General features: G+C 70.4%; 19 protein-coding genes. 9 read left to right on the top strand and 10 right to left on the bottom strand.

What is annotated here, in order from left to right:
- From SSP24_RS30505 to mce, 5 genes are all read right to left on the bottom strand, one after another.
- Window positions 1-771: an ABC transporter permease gene (locus tag SSP24_RS30505; RefSeq protein WP_141313200.1), complete on the bottom strand. Its 771-nt coding sequence runs from the start codon at window positions 769-771 to the stop codon at window positions 1-3.
- 1 nt (window position 772) lies between these two features.
- Window positions 773-1753: an ABC transporter ATP-binding protein gene (locus tag SSP24_RS30500; RefSeq protein ID WP_141313199.1), complete on the bottom strand. Its 981-nt coding sequence runs from the start codon at window positions 1751-1753 to the stop codon at window positions 773-775.
- An 85-nt stretch (window positions 1754-1838) separates the two neighbouring features.
- Complete coding sequence (locus SSP24_RS30495; RefSeq protein WP_141313198.1) at window positions 1839-2774, bottom strand: coiled-coil domain-containing protein; 936 nt, start codon at window positions 2772-2774, stop codon at window positions 1839-1841.
- Window positions 2775-2969: 195 nt separating this feature from the next.
- Entirely contained in the window at window positions 2970-6818 is a 3849-nt protein-coding gene (gene scy, locus SSP24_RS30490; protein WP_141313197.1) for a polarized growth protein Scy, read from the bottom strand.
- 210 nt (window positions 6819-7028) lie between these two features.
- Entirely contained in the window at window positions 7029-7469 is a 441-nt protein-coding gene (gene mce / locus SSP24_RS30485) for a methylmalonyl-CoA epimerase (protein WP_141313196.1), read from the bottom strand.
- Between the two features lie 150 nt (window positions 7470-7619).
- Here mce and SSP24_RS30480 point away from each other — a divergent pair, with 150 nt between their 5' ends.
- Together SSP24_RS30480 and meaB are read left to right on the top strand one after the other, a co-directional pair.
- Window positions 7620-8825 (top strand): acetyl-CoA C-acetyltransferase, encoded by a 1206-nt coding sequence (locus tag SSP24_RS30480; protein WP_141313195.1) that lies wholly within the window; start codon window positions 7620-7622, stop codon window positions 8823-8825.
- 43 nt (window positions 8826-8868) lie between these two features.
- Entirely contained in the window at window positions 8869-9828 is a 960-nt protein-coding gene (meaB, locus tag SSP24_RS30475) for a methylmalonyl Co-A mutase-associated GTPase MeaB (RefSeq protein WP_141313194.1), read from the top strand.
- A 115-nt stretch (window positions 9829-9943) separates the two neighbouring features.
- Here meaB and SSP24_RS30470 read toward each other — a convergent pair whose 3' ends face one another.
- A complete protein-coding gene (locus tag SSP24_RS30470; RefSeq protein WP_141313193.1) occupies window positions 9944-10447 on the bottom strand; it encodes a PepSY domain-containing protein in 504 nt (167 codons plus the stop codon).
- A 117-nt stretch (window positions 10448-10564) separates the two neighbouring features.
- On the opposite strand from SSP24_RS30470, the gene SSP24_RS30465 reads away from it, so the two are divergent.
- On the top strand, window positions 10565-11230 hold the full coding sequence (locus SSP24_RS30465; RefSeq protein ID WP_141313192.1) for a response regulator transcription factor: 666 nt from the start codon (window positions 10565-10567) through the stop codon (window positions 11228-11230).
- Entirely contained in the window at window positions 11227-12690 is a 1464-nt protein-coding gene (locus tag SSP24_RS30460) for a sensor histidine kinase (RefSeq protein WP_141313191.1), read from the top strand. Before SSP24_RS30465 ends, SSP24_RS30460 begins: the two co-directional genes overlap by 4 nt.
- 34 nt (window positions 12691-12724) lie before the next feature.
- On the opposite strand, the gene SSP24_RS30455 is transcribed toward SSP24_RS30460, so the two are convergent.
- The 4 genes from SSP24_RS30455 to SSP24_RS30440 all read right to left on the bottom strand — a co-directional run bounded on the left by SSP24_RS30455 (window position 12725) and on the right by SSP24_RS30440 (window position 15375).
- Window positions 12725-13201, bottom strand: a complete 477-nt coding sequence (locus tag SSP24_RS30455; RefSeq protein ID WP_141313190.1) for a MarR family winged helix-turn-helix transcriptional regulator — start codon at window positions 13199-13201, stop codon at window positions 12725-12727.
- A 92-nt stretch (window positions 13202-13293) separates the two neighbouring features.
- Window positions 13294-14049: an AIM24 family protein gene (locus SSP24_RS30450; RefSeq protein WP_141313245.1), complete on the bottom strand. Its 756-nt coding sequence runs from the start codon at window positions 14047-14049 to the stop codon at window positions 13294-13296.
- A 41-nt stretch (window positions 14050-14090) separates the two neighbouring features.
- Window positions 14091-14741, bottom strand: coding sequence for an AIM24 family protein (locus tag SSP24_RS30445; RefSeq protein WP_141313189.1), 651 nt, complete (start codon window positions 14739-14741; stop codon window positions 14091-14093).
- A 1-nt stretch (window position 14742) separates the two neighbouring features.
- Window positions 14743-15375 (bottom strand): AIM24 family protein, encoded by a 633-nt coding sequence (locus tag SSP24_RS30440; RefSeq protein WP_141313188.1) that lies wholly within the window; start codon window positions 15373-15375, stop codon window positions 14743-14745.
- Window positions 15376-15569: 194 nt separating this feature from the next.
- On the opposite strand from SSP24_RS30440, the gene SSP24_RS30435 reads away from it, so the two are divergent.
- The 5 genes from SSP24_RS30435 (at window position 15570) to SSP24_RS30415 (ending at window position 18433) form a co-directional block, all read left to right on the top strand.
- The gene (locus SSP24_RS30435) at window positions 15570-15914 is read left to right on the top strand and encodes a DUF3817 domain-containing protein (RefSeq protein ID WP_141313187.1); all 345 of its coding nucleotides are present in this window, start codon (window positions 15570-15572) and stop codon (window positions 15912-15914) included.
- Window positions 15911-16204, top strand: a complete 294-nt coding sequence (locus SSP24_RS30430; RefSeq protein ID WP_141313186.1) for an MTH1187 family thiamine-binding protein — start codon at window positions 15911-15913, stop codon at window positions 16202-16204. Before SSP24_RS30435 ends, SSP24_RS30430 begins: the two co-directional genes overlap by 4 nt.
- Window positions 16205-16347: 143 nt before the next feature.
- Window positions 16348-17109 (top strand): hypothetical protein, encoded by a 762-nt coding sequence (locus tag SSP24_RS30425; RefSeq protein WP_141313244.1) that lies wholly within the window; start codon window positions 16348-16350, stop codon window positions 17107-17109.
- Window positions 17106-17786 (top strand): DUF4166 domain-containing protein, encoded by a 681-nt coding sequence (locus tag SSP24_RS30420; protein ID WP_141313185.1) that lies wholly within the window; start codon window positions 17106-17108, stop codon window positions 17784-17786. The genes SSP24_RS30425 and SSP24_RS30420 overlap by 4 nt, the downstream gene beginning before the upstream one ends.
- The gene (locus SSP24_RS30415) at window positions 17783-18433 is read left to right on the top strand and encodes a TetR/AcrR family transcriptional regulator (protein ID WP_141313184.1); all 651 of its coding nucleotides are present in this window, start codon (window positions 17783-17785) and stop codon (window positions 18431-18433) included. The genes SSP24_RS30420 and SSP24_RS30415 overlap by 4 nt, the downstream gene beginning before the upstream one ends.
- The last annotated feature ends 64 nt before the right edge of the window (window positions 18434-18497 follow it).

Here is an 18497-nt window from a genome sequence, read left to right as displayed (position 1 = left end):
CTAGGCGTCCCGCCGCTTGAGCGTGACGTAACCGCCGACGAGCGCCGCGATCACCCACAGTGCCATGATCCCCAGCCCGCCCCAGGGGCCGTAGGGGGTGTCGTCGTCGATCGGGGTCACCACCTGCATGATCTTGCTGCCGGCCTGGTCGGGCAGGTACTGGCCGACTTTCTTCGTCGCCGAGACATTGCCGAGGATGTTGGAGATCAGGAAGAAGAACGGCATCAGGATGCCCAGCGACAGCATCGGCGAGCGCAGCATCGCGGCGACGCCCATCGAGAACATCGCGATCAGGGTCATGTAGAGCCCGCCGCCGATCACCGCGCGCAGCACACCCGGGTCGCCGAGGTCCGCCCTCAGGTCGCCCAGCATGGCCTGCCCGAGGAAGAAGGCGGCGAAGCTGGTGGCCAGGCCGACGACCAGGGCGAGCAGCGCGGCGACGGCGATCTTGCTGAACAGGAACGTGGCGCGCTGCGGTACGGCGGCCAGCGAGGTGCGGATCATGCCGGTGCTGTACTCGTTCGAGACGACGAGCACCCCGAACACGATCATCGCCAGCTGACCGAGGCTCATGCCGGCGAAGCTGATGAACGTCGGGTCGAAGGAGAGCCGGCCGGCCTCGTCCAGGTTGTCGAACTCGTTCTTCGACAGCGCCGAGATCAGCATGCCCAGCGCGATGGTGACGACCACGGCGAGGGACAGCGTCCACAGCGTGGACGCGACGGAGCGGATCTTCGTCCACTCGGACCGGATGACCTGCGTCGCCGCCATGTCAGCCCTTCCTCCAGCCGTTGCCCCTCCCCCAGACTTCGTCCGGGGGCACCCCCAGCTGCCGCTCGGCCGCAGGATCGGAGTGCGCGTGGTACTCCACCGACTCCGCCGTCAGCCGCATGAACGCCTCCTCCAGGGAGGCCTGCTGGGTACTCAGCTCGTGCAGCACGATCTGATGCTGCGCCGCCAGCTCCCCGATCCGCTCCGGCTTGCCCCCGTCCACCTCGAACGCCCCGCTGCCGGCCTCCACCACCGTGATCCCGGCCCCGTGCAGCACATCGAGCAGCCGCTCGCGCTGCGGGGTTCGGATCCGCACGGAGCTGCGCGAGTTCTGCGCGATGAAGTCCGCCATGGAGGTGTCCGCGAGCAGCCGGCCCTGGCCGATGACGACCAGGTGCTCGGCCGTGAGCGCCATCTCGCTCATCAGATGGGACGAGACGAAGACCGTACGGCCCTGCGCGGCCAGCGTCTTCATCAGGTTGCGGATCCAGTGGATGCCCTCGGGGTCGAGGCCGTTGACCGGCTCGTCGAACATCAGGATCCGTGGATCGCCGAGCAGCGCGCCCGCGATGCCGAGCCGCTGACCCATGCCGAGGGAGAAGCCCTTGGCCTTCTTCCTCGCCACCGCCGTGAGGCCCACGGTGTCGAGGACCTCGTGCACCCGCTGCTTGGGAATGCCGTTGGCCTGGGCCAGGCACAGCAGATGGTTGAAGGCGCTGCGCCCACCGTGCCAGGCCTTCGCCTCCAGCAGGGCCCCGATGTACTTCATCGGGTCCTTGAGCTGGTCGTAGTGCTTGCCGTCGATCCGGACGTCCCCGGCGGTGGGGTGGTCGAGGCCCAGGATCATGCGCATGGTGGTCGACTTGCCGGCGCCGTTGGGACCGAGGAAGCCCGTGACGACGCCCGGTCTGACGGTGAACGTCAGGTGGTTCACCGCGACCTTCTCGCCGTACCGCTTGGTCAGCCCCGCCAGCTCGATCATGCGGCAACGCTAAAACGGCACAAAGCCCTCTGCCACCTGAGTGGCAGAGGGCTTCGCAGGTGTTCAGCAGCTGTACGCCGGGTGGTTACCGGGACTGCTGCGCGGGCACCCCGCGGGAGATCGGCTCGTCCTCGGCCGGCGTACCGGCCGCGGCCACCGCGGCGCCGGTGAGCGTGGCGAGCATCTCGCGCACGTTCGTCAGCTGGGCGTTGATGGAGTCGCGGCGGTTGGTGAGGGCGGCCAGCTCGCGCTCGGATTCCGAACGGATCCGGTCGGCCTTGGCGTTGGCGTCGGCCACGATGTCCTCGGCCTGGCGCTGGGCCGTCTCCACCGTCTGGCGGGCGCGGCGCTCGGCGTCGGTGCGCAGCTTCTCGGCCTCCAGGCGCAGCTGCTCGGCGCGGTGCTCGATCTCGGCCAGGCGCTTTTCGGCCTTGGCCTGACGGGACGCCAGGTCGCGCTCGGACTGCTCGCGGCGCTTGGCGAGGTTCGTCTCGAAGTCGGCGGCGGCCTGCGCGGCCTTGGCGCGGGTCTCCTCGAAGAGCGCGTCCGCCTCCTCCCGCTTGGACTGCGCGTCCTTCTGCGCCTCGCCGCGCAGCTGGGAGGCGTCACTCTTGGCCTTCTCGACGATCCGGACGCCCTCGTCCTCGGCCTTGGACTTGCGCTCCGCCGCGAACGCCTCGGCGTCGTTGCGCACCTGCTGGGCCGCCGACTCGGCGAGTTCGCGGTGCTGCTCGGCCGCGCGCCGGGCCTCGTCGCGCAGGTCCTTGGCCTCTTCCTCGGCGAGCCGCAGGATCTTCTCGACGCGTGCGCCAAGACCGGCGTACGACGGCTCGGCGTCGCTGACCTGGGCCTGGGCGTTCTGCGTTTCGAGGTGGAGCTCCTCGATGCGCTTTTCCAGAGCGGTGATGCGGGCGAGAGCGCTGTCACGGTCGGAGACGAGCTTGGAGATACGTTCGTCCACCTGAGCGCGGTCGTACCCACGCCGCACAAGCTCGAAGCCGTAGGGGGAAGTGTCGCTCATGGGGTTCCTGTCGAATGAGACCGGTGAGGTGATAGGTGGAATCCTAGGGGCCGAAGCGGTGTGTCATCGAGCGGATGCGTGTTTGATCTGGAGAATGACACCTCTTTTGAGTGGCTAACCGCAGGACCACTTGCCAAGGACCATGCCAAAGATTTGGTCAAAGGCCCCAGAAGACACCCGAATCGACCCTCGGCGCTAGCTTTCGGACGACTTGCCACCCGATCGAGGGGCGCCGATCGTCGCGCCCGCCTTGACCGTGTTGTCCTTGCCGGCTGACGGGGCCTCAAAGGACTCCAGCGCCTCCAGGACGTCCTGCACGCGGGAGATCTCGGCGTTGATGTCCTCGCGGCGGCGCACCAGGATCTCCAGTTCGCGCTTGCCCTCCTCGACCGTGCGCCTGGCCTCCTGGATGGCCTCGGCCTTGAGCTCCTCGGCCTCCTTGACGAGCGCCGCCTTCTTCTGCTCGGCCTCCTTCAGCAGACCCTCCGCCTTCTTCACGGCGGCGATACGCACCTTGCCGGCCTCGGAGTTGGCCTCCGACACCAGCTCCTTGGCCTTCGCCTGGGCCTTGGCCAGCTGCTCCTCGGCGGCCTTGATGAGCCCGTCGCAGCGGTCGCCGGTCGCCTTCATGGTCTCGGCGGCCTCACGGCGGGCCCGCTCGTGCAACTCCTCGATCTCCGCGGTGATCCGGGCCCGCAGCTCCTCCGCCCGCTCCCGGATCGCGGTCGCGTCCCGGCGCGCGCCGACGAGGAGTTCGTCCGCGTCCGTACGGGCCTTCTCCACCTGCGCGTTGCCCTCGACCGTCGCCTCGGACACCAGCCGGTCGGCCTCCTTGCGGGCCGCGCCCACCATGGTGTCGGCCTGCGCCTCGGCGTCCGCGGTCGTCTTCAGTGCCTGCTGTTGCGCCTCGCTGAGCAGCTTGTCGGCCTCGGCGGTGGTCTCCGTGATGAGCTTGTCGACCTGCTCGGCCGCCTCGGAACGCCGCTTGTTGGCGTTCTTGCGGGCCTCGTCCAGCGTCCGCTCGGCCTCCTCGCGCGCCGCCGTGGTGACCCGTTCCGCCTCCTGGGCGGCCTGCGCCTTGACCCGCTCGGCCTCGGTGCGGACCCGCTCCGCGTGCTGCTGCGCCGACCCGACCGTCTCCGCGGCCTCGGCACGCAGCCGCTCCGCCTCGCCGCTCGCGTCCCCGACCAGCTTCTCGGCCTTGGCGAGCGCATCGGTGCGCACCCGCTCGGCCTCGGCGGCGGTCTCCGACTGCAGCCGCTCGGCCTCGTTGCGCGCCTCGGTGATGAGGGTGTCCGCCTGCGTCGCCGCGTCCGACCGGATCCGGTTGGCGTCCTCGCGGGCGTCCGCACGCGTGCGTGCCGCCGCCTGGTCGGCCTCGGCGATGGCGTCCGACGCCTCGGTGCGCACCCGCTGGGCGTGCTCGGCCGCGTCGGTGCGCAGCCGCTCGGCCTCGGCGATCGCCTCCGCCATGGTGCGCTCGGCCAGCGCCTTGGCGGCCTGGGACTCCTCACTCGCCTCCCGCCGGACGCGGCCCGCGTCCTCGGCGGCCCGCTCCCGCTCGGCGTAGGCGTCGGCGCGGACCCGGTCCGCCTCCTCCTGCGCCTCCCGCCGGGTGCGGTCCGCCGCGTGCTCGGCGGCGTTGCGCAGCCCGGCGATCTCGTCCTGCGCCTGCTCGTGCAGCCCGGCGACCGAGTCCCGTACCTGCTGGGCGTGCTGCTCGGCCGCCGACACCATCTCGGTGGCGCGCCGGTCGGCCTCCTCCACCAGACGTACGGCCTCGGCCTGCGCCTCCTCCACGCGCTTGCGGGCGGACGCCAGCAGCTCCTCGCTCTGCTCGCGGGCCCGCTCGCGCTCCTGGTCGGCCTCGTGGCGGGCCGCGCCGAGCAGTTCCTCGGCCTCGCGGCGGCGCCGGGCGGCCTCCTCCTGCGCGGCGGCCAGCGTCTCGGACGCCTCCTGGGCCAGCCGCTCGGCGGCGGCCTGCGCCTCGGCCCGTACCCGGTCCGCGGTGTCCTGCGCCTCCGACTTCAGCCGCTCGGCCTCCGCCGCCGCCTCCGACCGCAGGCGTACGGCGATGGCCTCGCCCTCCGCCCGGGAGGCGGACGCGTCCGACGCGGCCTCGTCGCGCAGCCGTTCGGCCTCCGCCTCGGCCTGCGCCTGGAGACTACGGATCCGCTCGGCGGACTCCGCGCGCAGCCGCTCGGTCTCCTCGGCGGTCTCTCGGCGGATCCGCGCCGCCTCCTCGCGCGCGTCGGTCAGTGCCTGCTCGGCGGCGGCGAGCCGGGACTCCGCCTCCGTGTGCAGCCGCGTCAGCTCCTCGGCGGCCTCCGCGCGGCGGGCCTCCACGGCCCGCTCGGTGTCCTCGCGCAGCTCCCGCGCGGCCCGCTCGGCGTCGGCACGGATGCCCTCGGACTGCTCCAGGACCTCCGCGCGGTGCCGCTCGGCCTCCTTGCGGGTGCGCTCCAGCGTCTCCTCGGCCTGCCGGCGCAGCGTGGTCGCCCGCTCGATGGCCTCGGTACGGACCTTCTCGCTGTCGGTGGTCGCGCTCTGCCGCAGCTCGTCGGCGTCGGCCTTCGCCTTGGCGAGCAGCTCCTCGGCGGTCTTGGCCGCCTCCTCGATCTGCGCCACGGCCTGCTTGCGGGCCTCCGCGCGGATCTTCTCGCCCTCGGCGACCGCGTCGGCGCGCAGCTGCTCGGCCTCGCCGCGCAGCCGTCGTGCCTCCTCCTGGAGTTCGACGGTCTTGGCGCGGTACTCCTTGGTGTCGTCCTTCGCCGCGCCCTTGAGCTGCTCGGCGATGTCGTGCGCCTCGGCGCGCAGCCGGTCCGCCTCGGTCTCCGCCTCACGGCGGATCCGCTCGGCCTCCTCGGTGGCCGCCTTGGTGGTCTTCTTGGCGTCCTCCGACGCCTTGTTGAGCACGTCCTCGGCGGTCCTGGCCGCCTTGGACAGCTGGCTCGCGGTCTCCTCGGCGGTGATCGAACGGGCCTTCTCGGCGGCCTCCGCGACGATCTTCTCGGCCTCGGCGCGAGCGTCGGCGACGACCTGCTCGGCCTCCTCCTTGGTGGCCTCGGCCTCCTTCGTGGCCTCGCTGACGAGGCGGGCGACCTGCTCCTTGGCGGTGCGCGTGCGGGTCTCGTTGGCCGCCTCGGCGCCGGCGATGGTCTTGGCCGCGGCCTCCTTGGCCTCGGTGACCAGCTTCTCCGCCTCGGACTGCGCCTTGCGCAGGGCCTCCTCGGCCTCGGTCATCCGCGCTTCCGCGGCCCGGCTCAGCTCGGCGGCCTGGCGGCGGGCGGCGTCGGACTCCGAGACCGTGGACGTGCGCAGCTGCTCGGCGTGCTCGGTGGCCTCCTGGGCCTGCGTGGAGGCGGCGTTCAGCAGCCGCTCGGCGTCCGTACGGGCGCGGCGCAGCAGCTGCTCGGCCTCGGCGCGGGCGGCCTCGGCCTCGCTCTGGAGGCGCTGCCGGGCCTCGGCGGTCAGCCGCTCGGCCTCCGCACGCGCCGCCGACATGGCCTGCTCGGCCTCGGCCCGCGACTCCTCCAGCAGACGCCGGGCCTGCTGCTCGGTGCGGGAGCGCAGCTGCTCGGCCCAGGCCACGTTCTCGTTGACGTGCGACTCGACGGTCTGCCGGCGCTCGGCGAGCTCCTGGTCGAGCTGCTGACGGCGGGCCACGGCCTCGGCGTGCAGCTCGGCCTGCAGGCGGGCCGCCTGCTCGGCGTGCTCCTGGAGGATCCGCTGGGTCTGCGCCCGGGCCTGGCTCAGCTCGCGGTCCGCGTCGGCACGGATCTGGTCCGCCTGCATCTGGGCGTTGCGCAGCAACTGCTCGGCCTGATAGCCGATGTCGGCGCTGTCATAGGCAGGCCGGGTCATGAGGGTGCGCCGCGCCTCGTGCAGCTTGGCGCGCAGCACCTCGACCTGGTAGCCGAGGTCCTCGGCGTGCTGGATGGCCTTTTCCCGCTCGGTCCTCAGCCGCTTCATCTCGGCTTCGAACCGAGTGAGGTGGTCGACGTCAGCCGCCGGCTCTCGCTCCTGGCTCTCGTAGCCCCGCACTGCGCGGTCCCATCCGTCCCCTGGTCGCAAGTCTCTCCAAACGAGCTCCGTCCATCCGCCGAACGGGGCCCCCGGGGAATGGTGTCAGATCAACGACGGAGCATGGGCTGCTGCCCCGACGCTCGTCCCCCGAAACCCGGACCCCGGAATGCGATCGCCCTAGGCTGAGCGGCGACCGCCCCCAACCCTACCGGCCCATATGTACGAGCATCAGTGCTCAGGTGACTCAACGGGCGCCGAAGTGACCAGTTCTGTCAGTACGCCATGACAATCCTTGGGGTGCAGGAAGGTGATCCGTGACCCCATGGAGCCGCGGCGGGGCTCCTCGTACAGCACGCGCACGCCCTTGTCCCTGATCGCGGCCGCGTCCCCGTCGACGTCCGCCGTGCCGAAGGCGATGTGGTGGACGCCCTCGCCGTTCTTGGCGAGCCACTTCGCGACGGTGGAGTCCTCGCGAATGGGTTCGAGCAGCTGCAGGTACGACGATCCGCCGTCGGACGTATCGTTGATCTTGAGCATGGCCTCGCGCACGCCCTGCTCCTCGTTGACCTCGGTGTGGAACACCTCGAAGCCGTAGGTGGCCTTGTAGAACTCGACAGTCGCGTCGAGGTCGTGGCAGGCGATCCCGATGTGGTCGATTCGCGTCAGCATGGATTCAGTGCAGCGCTTGGGAGGTGGTTACGCAACGTGCGCGCGATCACACCGACAGCCCGATGACGGGGTGGAGTACCGGTCAGTACATTCGAAGTAAACCCTCGTTCACTCCTCGGCCAGTGCAGGCCGGATAGGGGATCGCAGCTCATGTCTTCTGCAACGAACGGCTCGACCTCCGTCATCGTCGCGGGTGCCCGTACCCCGATGGGACGGCTGCTCGGCTCGCTGAAGTCCTTCTCCGGAGCCGACCTCGGCGGCTTCGCGATCAAGGCCGCCCTCGACCGTGCGGGGATCGGCGGCGACCAGGTGCAGTACGTGATCATGGGCCAGGTGCTCCAGGCCGGGGCGGGCCAGATCCCGGCTCGCCAGGCCGCGGTCAAGGCCGGCATCCCGATGAGTGTCCCGGCGCTCACCATCAACAAGGTGTGCCTCTCCGGCCTCGACGCCATCGCCCTCGCCGACCAGCTGATCCGTGCCGGCGAGTTCGACGTGATCGTGGCCGGCGGCCAGGAATCCATGACGAACGCCCCGCACCTGCTGCCGAAGTCCCGCGAGGGCTACAAGTACGGCGCGGTCCAGATGCTCGACGCGATGGCCTACGACGGCCTGACCGACTCCTTCGAGAACATCGCCATGGGCGAGTCGACGGAGAAGCACAACACGCGCCTCGGCATCGCCCGCGAGCCGCAGGACGAGATCGCCGCCCAGTCCCACCAGCGTGCGGCCGCCGCGCAGAAGAACGGCATCTTCGAGGCCGAGATCACCCCGGTGGAGATCCCGCAGCGCAAGGGCGAGCCGGTCGTCTTCAGCAAGGACGAGGGCATCCGCGGCGACACCACGGCCGAGTCGCTGGCCAAGCTGCGCCCGGCGTTCAGCAAGGACGGCACGATCACCGCGGGCTCGTCCTCGCAGATCTCGGACGGCGCTGCTGCCGTCGTGGTGATGAGCAAGGCCAAGGCCGAGGAGCTCGGCCTGGAGTGGATCGCGGAGATCGGCGCGCACGGCAATGTCGCGGGCCCCGACAACTCCCTCCAGTCCCAGCCGTCCAACGCCATCCGGCACGCCCTGAAGAAGGAGGGCCTGGAGATCTCGGACCTCGACCTGATCGAGATCAACGAGGCCTTCGCCGCCGTGGCCGTGCAGTCAATGAAGGACCTCGGGGTGTCCACCGAAAAGGTGAATGTCAACGGCGGTGCCATCGCCCTGGGTCACCCGATCGGGATGTCCGGCGCCCGTCTCGTCCTCCACCTGGCGCTGGAGCTGAAGCGGCGCGGCGGCGGGGTCGGCGCGGCGGCGCTGTGCGGTGGCGGCGGCCAGGGTGACGCCCTGATCGTGCGGGTACCGAAGTCCTGAGCAGGCGTCGGTCTGTTACGTCGGTGATCTGAACGGAGCTGTGATGCAGGACGTCTCCACACTGGTGGCCCAGGCGAGGGAGGGCCGGCCGCGTGCCGTGGCCCGGCTGATCTCCCTGGTCGAGGGGGCGTCCCCGCAGCTCAGGGAGGTCATGCGGACGCTCGCGCCCTTGACGGGCGGGGCGTACGTCGTGGGGTTGACGGGCTCTCCGGGCGTCGGCAAGTCCACGTCGACGTCGGCGCTGGTGACGGCGTACCGCAAGCAGGGCAAACGGGTCGGCGTCCTGGCGGTCGACCCGTCGTCCCCCTTCTCCGGCGGAGCCCTGCTGGGCGACCGGGTCCGCATGTCGGAGCACGCCTCCGACCCCGGCGTCTACATCCGCTCCATGGCCACCCGGGGCCACCTCGGCGGCCTCGCCTGGGCCGCCCCGCAGGCGATCCGCGTCCTGGACGCGGCGGGCTGCGACGTGATCCTGGTGGAGACGGTCGGCGTCGGCCAGTCGGAGGTGGAAATCGCCTCCCAGGCCGACACCTCGGTGGTCCTGCTGGCCCCCGGCATGGGCGACGGCATCCAGGCGGCCAAGGCCGGAATCCTGGAGATCGGCGACGTCTACGTCGTCAACAAGGCCGACCGCGACGGCGCCGACGCCACGGCCCGCGAACTGAACCACATGCTCGGCCTCGGCGAATCCCGCACCCCCGGCGACTGGCGCCCACCGATCGTCAAGACGGTCGCGTCCCGCGGTGAGGGCATCGACGAGGTCCTGGAGGCGCTGGAGAAGCACCGCGCCTGGATGGAGGAACGGGGCGTCCTGACGGAACGCCGCCTGGCCCGGGCCTCCCGCGAGGTCGAGACCATCGCGGTGACGACCCTGCGGGAACGCATCGCCGACCTCCACGGCGACCGCCGCCTGAGCGCACTGGCGGAGCGGATAGTCGCCGGGGAGCTGGATCCTTATCGGGCGGCCGATGAGCTGGTGGCGGGCGTGACGGACGGGGCATGACTGGGTGCCGGTCCAGGCATCCCAGCCCGTCCGGCGTTTGAGGACGAGGCCCGTTCAGGGCCGAAGCGGGGGTCTGGGGGGCGGCAGCCCCCAGGAGCCCCGCTCCTAGGAACGGTCAGTCGTCCCCGCGGTCGTCACCCTGGTCGTCGCCGGTGCCATTGTCGTCGTCCGGAACCTGCTGCTTGCCCCGACCGTCGTCGTCGCGGCCGTCGTCATCGTCCCGGTCGGTCTCCGTCCCGAGCACCTTCCCCGACGACGGGTCCACGTGCACCGTGTACGAGGTGGTGCCCTGGCCGAGCACCTCGACCTCCCAGCCCCGCCGGTCGTCGCCGTCGTCGTCCCCGTCCAGGTCCACCGACACCACGGTCCCGGGCCGCGCCTTCAGCGCCGCCTCGATCGCCTCCGCGGCCGTCACCTTCGCGCCGCGCACCTCGGAACCGTCGTCGCCCCGGTCGTCGGCGCCGTCGTCGTCCCGGTCGTCGGCGTTCACCGCGTCGGCGGCCGACGACGCCGACGACGTACCCGACGATTCGCCGCCACCCCCCGCGAACGCCAGCGTCGTACCACCGCCGATCACGGCGGTCGCGACCACGGCGGCGATGACGATGTTGCGCTTCATGGTTCCTCCCCGAATTGGGCTTGTCGTTTCGACGTCCACCACGCTGCCGTCCGCCGCCTGAAGCCAGGCTGAAGCCACCTGAAGATCGCTTCAGGTTCGGTCTGGGACCCTTGGCGCATGCGGCTGCTGATCGTGGAGGACGAGAAACGCCTCGCGCTGTCCCTGGCCAAGGGCCTGACGGCGGAGGGCTACGCCGTGGACGTCGTCCACGACGGCCTGGAGGGCCTGCACCGGGCGACCGAGTCGCCGTACGACCTGATCGTCCTCGACATCATGCTCCCCGGCATGAACGGCTACCGGGTCTGCTCCACCCTCCGCGCCGCCGGCAACGACGTACCGATCCTGATGCTCACCGCCAAGGACGGCGAGTACGACGAGGCGGAGGGCCTGGACACGGGCGCCGACGACTATCTGACCAAGCCGTTCTCGTACGTCGTCCTGGTCGCCCGCATCAGGGCCCTGCTGCGCCGCCGCGGCCAGCACGGCGCCTCGCCGATCCTCACGGTCGGCCCCCTCCGTGTCGACACCGCCGCCCGCCGGGTCTCCCGGGACGGCGACGAGATCGCCCTGACCGCCAAGGAGTTCGCCGTGCTGGAGCAGCTCGCCGTGCGGGCCGGCGAGGTGGTGTCCAAGGCGGAGATCCTGGAGCACGTCTGGGACTTCGCGTACGAGGGCGATCCGAACATCGTCGAGGTGTACGTCAGCGCGCTGCGCCGCAAGCTGGGCGCGGCGCTGATCCGGACGGTGCGCGGCGCCGGGTACGGGCTGGAGGCGCCGAGATGAGACGCCTGTTCGGTTCCGTGCGGGCCCGGGCCACGCTCGGCGCCACCCTCGTCGTCGCCGTGGCACTGGTCGCCGCGGGGGCCGCCGTACTGCTGTCCCTGTACTCCAACCTGACCCAGCAGGCCGATGCCCAGGCGGAACGCTCGGCGCGCGCCGTCGCGGCCGACCTGGCCGGCGGCAAGCGGTACGACCAGCTGTCCCTGGACGACGACGACCGACCCGTCCAGGTCGTCGACGAGGACGGCAGGCTGGTCGCGGCCAGTGAGGGCCTTGAGCGGATCAGCGGCACGGGGACGGACGCCGTACGGCCCCAGAAGCGGACGCCGCCGGTGCGCGAGCCGGGGACCGGTTCGGGCGACGCCGATGCAGACGACTCGGATGACTCGGACGACTCAGGCGACGATTCCGACGACTCCTCCGGCGCCGCTCTCCAGCCGGGCGAGATCGCCGAGAACGCGTCCATCACGGACGGCTCCGCGACGATCGACGGCGAGGCCGCGGACTACCGCTTCGCCGGGGTGGCCGTCGAGGTCCCGGGCCAGGGTACGTTCACCGTGTACGCGGGCGGTCCGCTGGCCGCCGAGCAGAACGCCGTGAGCACCGCGCAGACCGTCATGCTGATCGGCTTCCCGCTGCTGCTGGGCGTCGTCGCCGGCGTGACCTGGCTGGTCACCGGGCGTGCGCTGCACCCGGTCGAGGGCATCCGGCGTGAGATGGCGGAGATCACCGCCTCCGAGGACCTCTCCCGACGGGTCCCCGAACCGGGCACCCACGACGAGGTCGCCCGCCTCGCCCGCACCACCAATGAGACGCTGGCCGCCCTGGAGACCTCGGTGGAACGCCAGCGGCGTTTCGTCGCCGACGCCTCGCACGAGCTGCGCAGCCCCATCGCGTCCTTGCGCACCCAGCTCGAAGTAGCCGCCGCGCACCCGGAGTTGCTGGATCTGGACGGCGCGGTCGAGGACACCGTACGACTGCAAAGGCTCGCCGCCGATCTGCTGCTGCTCGCCCGGCTGGACGCGGGGGAGCGGCCCACCGACACGCGGGTCGACCTGGCCGAGCTGGCGCGCGAGCAGGCCGCGGGCCGCAAGGGGGTGTCGGTCGAGGCCGAGTCCCTCGAAGTGGCCGGATCGCGCGGGCAACTGGGGCGGGTGCTGGCCAATCTGCTGGACAACGCCCAGCGGCACGCCCGCTCGGCGGTCACCGTGGCCGTACGCCGGGAGGGTGACCGGGCGGTCGTCCGGGTCGCGGACGACGGGGACGGCGTACCCGAGGGTGACCGGGAGCGGATCTTCGAGCGGTTCGTACGGCTGGACGCGGCCCGCAGCCGGGACGAGGGCGGAGCCGGTCTTGGCCTCGCCATCGCCCGCGACGTGGCCGCCCGCCACGGCGGCACCCTCACGGTCCATGACGCGCCGACAGGCGGAGCCCTGTTCGAACTCCGCCTGCCGCTCGCCTAGGGCCCTGTCGGGTCCAGGGTCGGGGGTCTCTTGGTCAGGGGCGCCCGCGCTGGCCGCGCAGATGCTCCGCGATGGGCTTCAGGGCTTTTTCGAGGTCAGTGAGGGACTCCGGGGCCAGCAGATCGATGAAGTGCCGCCGCACGGACGCCACATGGTGGGGAGCGACCTTCTGCATCGTCTCCATGCCGTGGTCGGTGAGCACCGCGTACAGTCCGCGGCGGTCGGACTCGCAGTTCTCCCGCCGCACCAGGTTGGCGTTCTCCATGCGCGTGATCTGGTGCGAGAGGCGGCTCTTGGACTGCAAGGTGGCGGACGCGAGGTCGCTCATCCGCATCCGCAAATCCTCCGACTCGGAGAGATTCACCAGGATCTCGTAGTCGTTCATCGTCAGGCCGAACGGCTGCAGGTCCCTTTCGAGCTGGTACGTCAACAGCCTGTTGACCTCCAGGTGGGTGCGCCAAGCGCACTGCTCCGCATCGGTCAGCCAGCGCGTGGCCGTCTCGGTCTCCATAAATGAAGTCTACCTAAGAAGTTGAAAGGTGAACTACTGAGGGTGGTGTGACAGTGCGCACGCGTTCGACGTCACACTCCGCAGACTACCGCTCACAGCCCGAAGCGACGCTGGAGGTCCCCCAGCTGTCCGGGAAGACGCGGTGCGCCGCCTTGCGTTCCGTGCCCTCCGGGTACCCCACCACCGCCCGGCACGCCGGCCTGGTGCGGGGTCGCCCCCGTGGCCTGCTCGGCCATCAGGGTCTCGGTCGACTGGAGCAGCACCGTACCGGCCCCCGCGAACTCGAACTGATGCTCCTCCCCGGAGGCCCCGCCGAGGCCCGTCATCGCACGTAGACCGCCCATTACACCCGTCATGTAGCCATGGTCGTAGTGGTGGCACGGCGAGGGGCAGTCGGCCCATCCGACAAGCGCTTGCGGGTCCACCCGGATCGGCGGCTCCATGAACACCACCGGACCGTTAGAGGCAGCCACGAACTTTCCGGTTCCGATGAGTGTCAGAAAGCCCGGCACGATCGACTGCTTGAGTGCAAGAGTTGGCTGAAAAGCGAGCAGGTTGCCCGAGCGAATGGTCAGATTGCCTTCGTCCAAGTCGTACGAATTCACGTCGAAGGCCCGGTCGGCGAGGAGCATCTTGCCCGAGCCCGCCGCCACGACCCAGTCCGCGGCGTGCAGTGGCGAATGGAACGACGTACGGACAAGTCGGTCCAATCGGCCGTGCCCCACGCCGTTGAACTCGATCGAGCCGTAGTAGGCGATCATCTTCCCCTTCTGCAGGAACCACTGGGTCCCCTTCAGCTCCACACAGAAGGTGTACGCGTTCACGTTGTCGTCGGCGGGCAGCGTCATCGGGTCGTGCACGACCGGCCCGGCGCCCGGAGTTCCGTAGCTCACAGCTTCTCCTCCGAGGCCTGGACGTACACCGCACCGCTGCCGCTCAGCTCCAGCTGGAACGCCTCCCCGGAGCCGCGCCCCACCATGTCCCGCCAGCCCAGCGCGGTCGACAGCTTGTTGCGCACGTCGCCGTGGTGGGCCACGTAGGCCTGCGGGTCGACATGCACCGGCCGCTGCGGACTGATCGGGATCTCGAAAACACCCCCGTGGGCCATCACGGCCACCGCCCCATGTCCCTTCAGCGTGGTCGTGAACAGCCCCTGCCCGGTGACCTGCCCCCGCACCATCCCCATGACCCCGCCCTGCGCGCCCATGAACATCGTCCCCTGCTGCAGACTGCCCTCGAAGGCGAGCAGCCGGTCCGCCTCGACGTACAGCGTGTCCCCGGCGAGGTTGATCACCTGCACGTGGTGCCCACCGTGCCCGAACAGCACGGTGCCGCTGCCCTCGACGGTCATCAGGGGCGTGTCCTCGTTCGCGACCCGCCGCCCGATCATCGACATGATCCCGCCCTGACCACCGCTCATGTTGGGCGTGAAACCCACCTCGCCCTTGTAGGCGAGCATGGCGCCGCGCTGACTGAACAGCCGCTGCCCGGGCATGACGGTCGCCTCGACCATCTTCGAATTGACCTCGCGGAAGCCCATGTCACACATCCCCCGCGATCGTGTTCCGCTCACTGGGCTGGACGTACACCAGCCCGTCCCCCTCGAACCGCATCTGGAAGGCCTCGCCCCCGCCCTCCCCGATCAATGTGCGAAAGGTCACACCGGACTGGAACGACTGCCGCAGATTCCCCTGATGCGCCACATACGCCCCCGGATCAACGGTCAGCGGATACTGCGCGCTCACCCGCAGCACCACCGCCGGCCCGTCCGACATGATCGCCACCTGCCCGTGGCCCTCGACGGTCGTCGTGAACAGCCCGTTGCCCTGCGAGGCGCCGCGCAGCCCCGTGAAGGACGTGCCCGTCCGCAGCCCGCCGTCGGTCGCCAGCAGATTGCTCGACTCCACGTACAGCTTGTCCCCCTGGAGACCGACCAGGTTGATCTCCGAGGCCCGGTCCGCGAACCAGCACGTCCCGTGGCCCTTCACCTCCATCACGGTCATCTGCTCACCGGTGATGCGCCGGGTCACCATCCCCCGTATGCCCTCACCGCCGCCGCTCAGCTTCTTGAACGCCATCTGCCCGTCGTACGCGACCATCGACCCGTTCTTCGCCTTCACGGCATCCCCGGTCATGTCGACGGCAAGCACCTTGCTGCCTTGAAGTCGGAACATCGCCACGGATGTGAAGGTATCGGCCGATTGGCTCCGCCGACAGGGCCCGAGACCCGAGACGACCCCGGAGCGCGCCCCTAGGGGGCGCCGCACCCGGACCCCGAGCCCTCCCCTCCACCCACCGTTTGCCACAATGGCCGAGCGTTTGTGCTTCCGTTCACAAACCGTCGTCGACTCTCCACCGAAGGTGACCCGTGGATCTCAAGACCGCCACCGCCATCCGCCGCCTCCGCCTGGTCTCGGCCCCGGAGGCCGTGTCCTTCCTGATCCTGCTCGTCTGCTCGGTGCTGAAGCGGACCACGGACTTCAACGCGGTCCCCGTGATGGGCGCGATCCACGGCGTCCTGTTCATCCTGTACGTGATCTTCTGGGCGGACGCCTGGAACCGCACCAAGTGGAGCTTCGGCACGGCCGCCCTCTACTTCATCCTCTCCGTGCTCCCCACCGGCGGCTTCTTCGCCGAGCGCAAGCTCCGCCGCGAGGCCGAGAACGCGGTGATCGCGGAGCGCGCCCGCAAGGAAGGGATCGTGAACGCGTGATCGTCGCCTTCTCCGTGACGCCGCTGGGCGTCGGCGAGGACGTGGGGGAGTACGTCGCCGACGCCGTCCGCGTGGTCCGCGCATCGGGCCTGCCCAACCGCACGGACGCGATGTTCACGTCCATCGAGGGCGAGTGGGACGAGGTCCTGGACGTCGTCAAGCGCGCGGTGGCCGCCGTGGAGCAGAGGGCGCCGCGCGTCTCCCTGGTCCTCAAGGCGGACATCCGCCCCGGAGTGACGGACGGCCTCACGTCCAAGGTCGAGACGGTGGAACGCCACCTGACGCAGTAACCCGCACTCACGACAAACCCCGGCCCAATGGGCCGGGGTTTTCTTCTGCCGCCTCTTTGAGCGACCGCTCAAATAGGTGTACGGTCATGCTCACACCACTTGAGCACTCGCTCAAACAGCTGCCTGAACTGGGGGAACAAGCAATGGGCCATGGCAGCCTCTACATAGAGACACGCATCTGCGCGGACCTCGACACGCTCTGGACACACACCCAGCACCCCTCCCAGCACCAGCGCTGGGACCTGCGCTTCACCGAGATCGACTACCTCCCGCGCGCGGAGGGCGAGCCCCAGCACTTCCGCTACGCCACGCGGGTGCTGCCCTTCCTCACCATCGCCGGCACCGGGATCTCGGCGGGCGAGAAGGAACGCCCCGACGGCACCCGCACCTCGGCCCTGCGCTTCGCGTCCCCCCACCCCCTCTCCCTCCTGGCGGAGGGCAGCGGCTACTGGCGCTACGTCCCCGACGGCGGCGGCGTCCGCTTCCTGACCGGCTACGACTACCGCCCCCGCTGGGGCGCCTTCGGCGCGCTGGCCGACCGCGCCCTCTTCCGCCCGCTGATGGGCTGGGCGACGGCGTGGTCCTTCGACCGCCTCCGCCTCTGGCTGGAGCGCGGCATCACACCGGAACGCGCACTGCGCAACTGGCTGGCGGAACTGTCCGCACGCGCCACCCTGCTCGCCCTCGCCTGCACAGGCCTGGCCACCGAATCCGTCCTCAACCACCTCGGCCCGCTTGCGGCACCCATGGCATACCTCTATCCCCTCCTCCTGGTCGTGACAGCCTGCCTGGCGATCTTCAAATCCCCCCTCCCCTGCACACCGGCGGCCCGCCGCTGCCTACGCACCCCACCCATACGCGCGCGTGCCCCCCGCCTGCTGCGCACTCTGGAGACCCCGCGATGACCTCGATCTTCGCCACGGCCATGGGCGCCGACTTCGACCGCCTCCACCCCCAGCTCCGGCGCCGCTTCTCGGTCGGCCTCACCACCGGAGAGGCCTGCACAGGCAGAGGTGTCATGCACCGCATCTGGCACGGCGGCCCCCACGTCAAGCCGTTCCTGGCCCTCGGCGCGACCCGCAACATCCTCGTCCCGCGCACCGGCCGGAACGTCCCCTTCATCATCGAGAACGTGCCGTACGCCGACAGCTTCGGCCGTGAGACGGTGACGTTCGTGCGTACTTTCGACCTACCCGGACGCCGGCGCCGCTTCGACGCCCAGATGGTGCTCAGCCCCAAGGGCGACCGCATCCTCGACTACCTGGGCACCCACCAGCACCTCGCCACCGACCTCCGCTTCAGCGCCGAACCCGACGGCTCCCTCCTGATCCGCTCGGGCGAACACCGCTTCCGGGAGGGCCCGGTGGACGTACGGGTCCCCGACCTGATCGGCGCCACGGCAGAGGTACGCGAGTCCTACGACGACTCGACGGCCCGCTTCCGCATCCAGGTCAAAGTCATCAACAAACACTTCGGCCCTCTCTTCGGCTACGAGGGATGGTTCAAGGCGACCTACACGGACATCCGCACCTGCGGCACCCGCCCCGGCCTCCGCCCGGTCCGCGAAGAGCCCCGAGCATGAGCCCGGAAACGGCGAAGTCCGCCGACACAAAAGCCAAACTCCTCGAAGGCGCACTCCGCACCCTCACGGAACAGGGCATCGCGAAAACCTCGGCCCGCACGATCGCGGCAACAGCAGGGGTCAACCAGGCGCTGGTCTTCTACCACTTCGGCTCGGTGGACGAACTCCTGGTAGCGGCCTGCCACTACGGCGCGGAACAGTCGGTCGCCCGCTACCGCCTCCGCATCGCCTCGGTAAGGACACTCTCCGAACTCCTGGCCGTAGGCCGCGAAATCCACGACCAGGAACGCCAGGACGGCCACGTCGCCCTCCTGGGCCAACTCCTGGCCGGCGCCCAGACCCACCCCACCCTCGCCCCCGCCACCGCCGCGGGCCTCGCCCTATGGATCACGGAGATCGAAAAGGCCCTGACCCGAGTCCTCTCCGAAACACCCTTCGGCGACTTCACGGACCCCAGGGGCTTGGCGAGGGCGGTGGCGGCGTCCTTCGTAGGCATCGAACTGTACGAGGGCGTGGACGCAGAGGGCGCCACAGCGGCGCTGGACGCCCTGGAGCAACTGGGTGCCCTGGTAGCAGCCCTGGAGGCCCTGGGCCCGGTAGCCCAACGAGCGGTCCGCCACCACCTCCGCAGAACGACGCGCAGCTGACCCTTTCGGTGTTCCGCAGACTGTGGCAGCCACCACGGCGATGGCCGCACTCGCGTACGCGCGG

It is taken from the genome of Streptomyces spinoverrucosus (assembly GCF_006539505.1).
Taxonomy (GTDB): domain Bacteria; phylum Actinomycetota; class Actinomycetes; order Streptomycetales; family Streptomycetaceae; genus Streptomyces; species Streptomyces spinoverrucosus.
The sequence above is the reverse complement of the archived record's forward strand: the minus strand, read 5'-3'. Positions and strand labels throughout refer to the sequence as shown.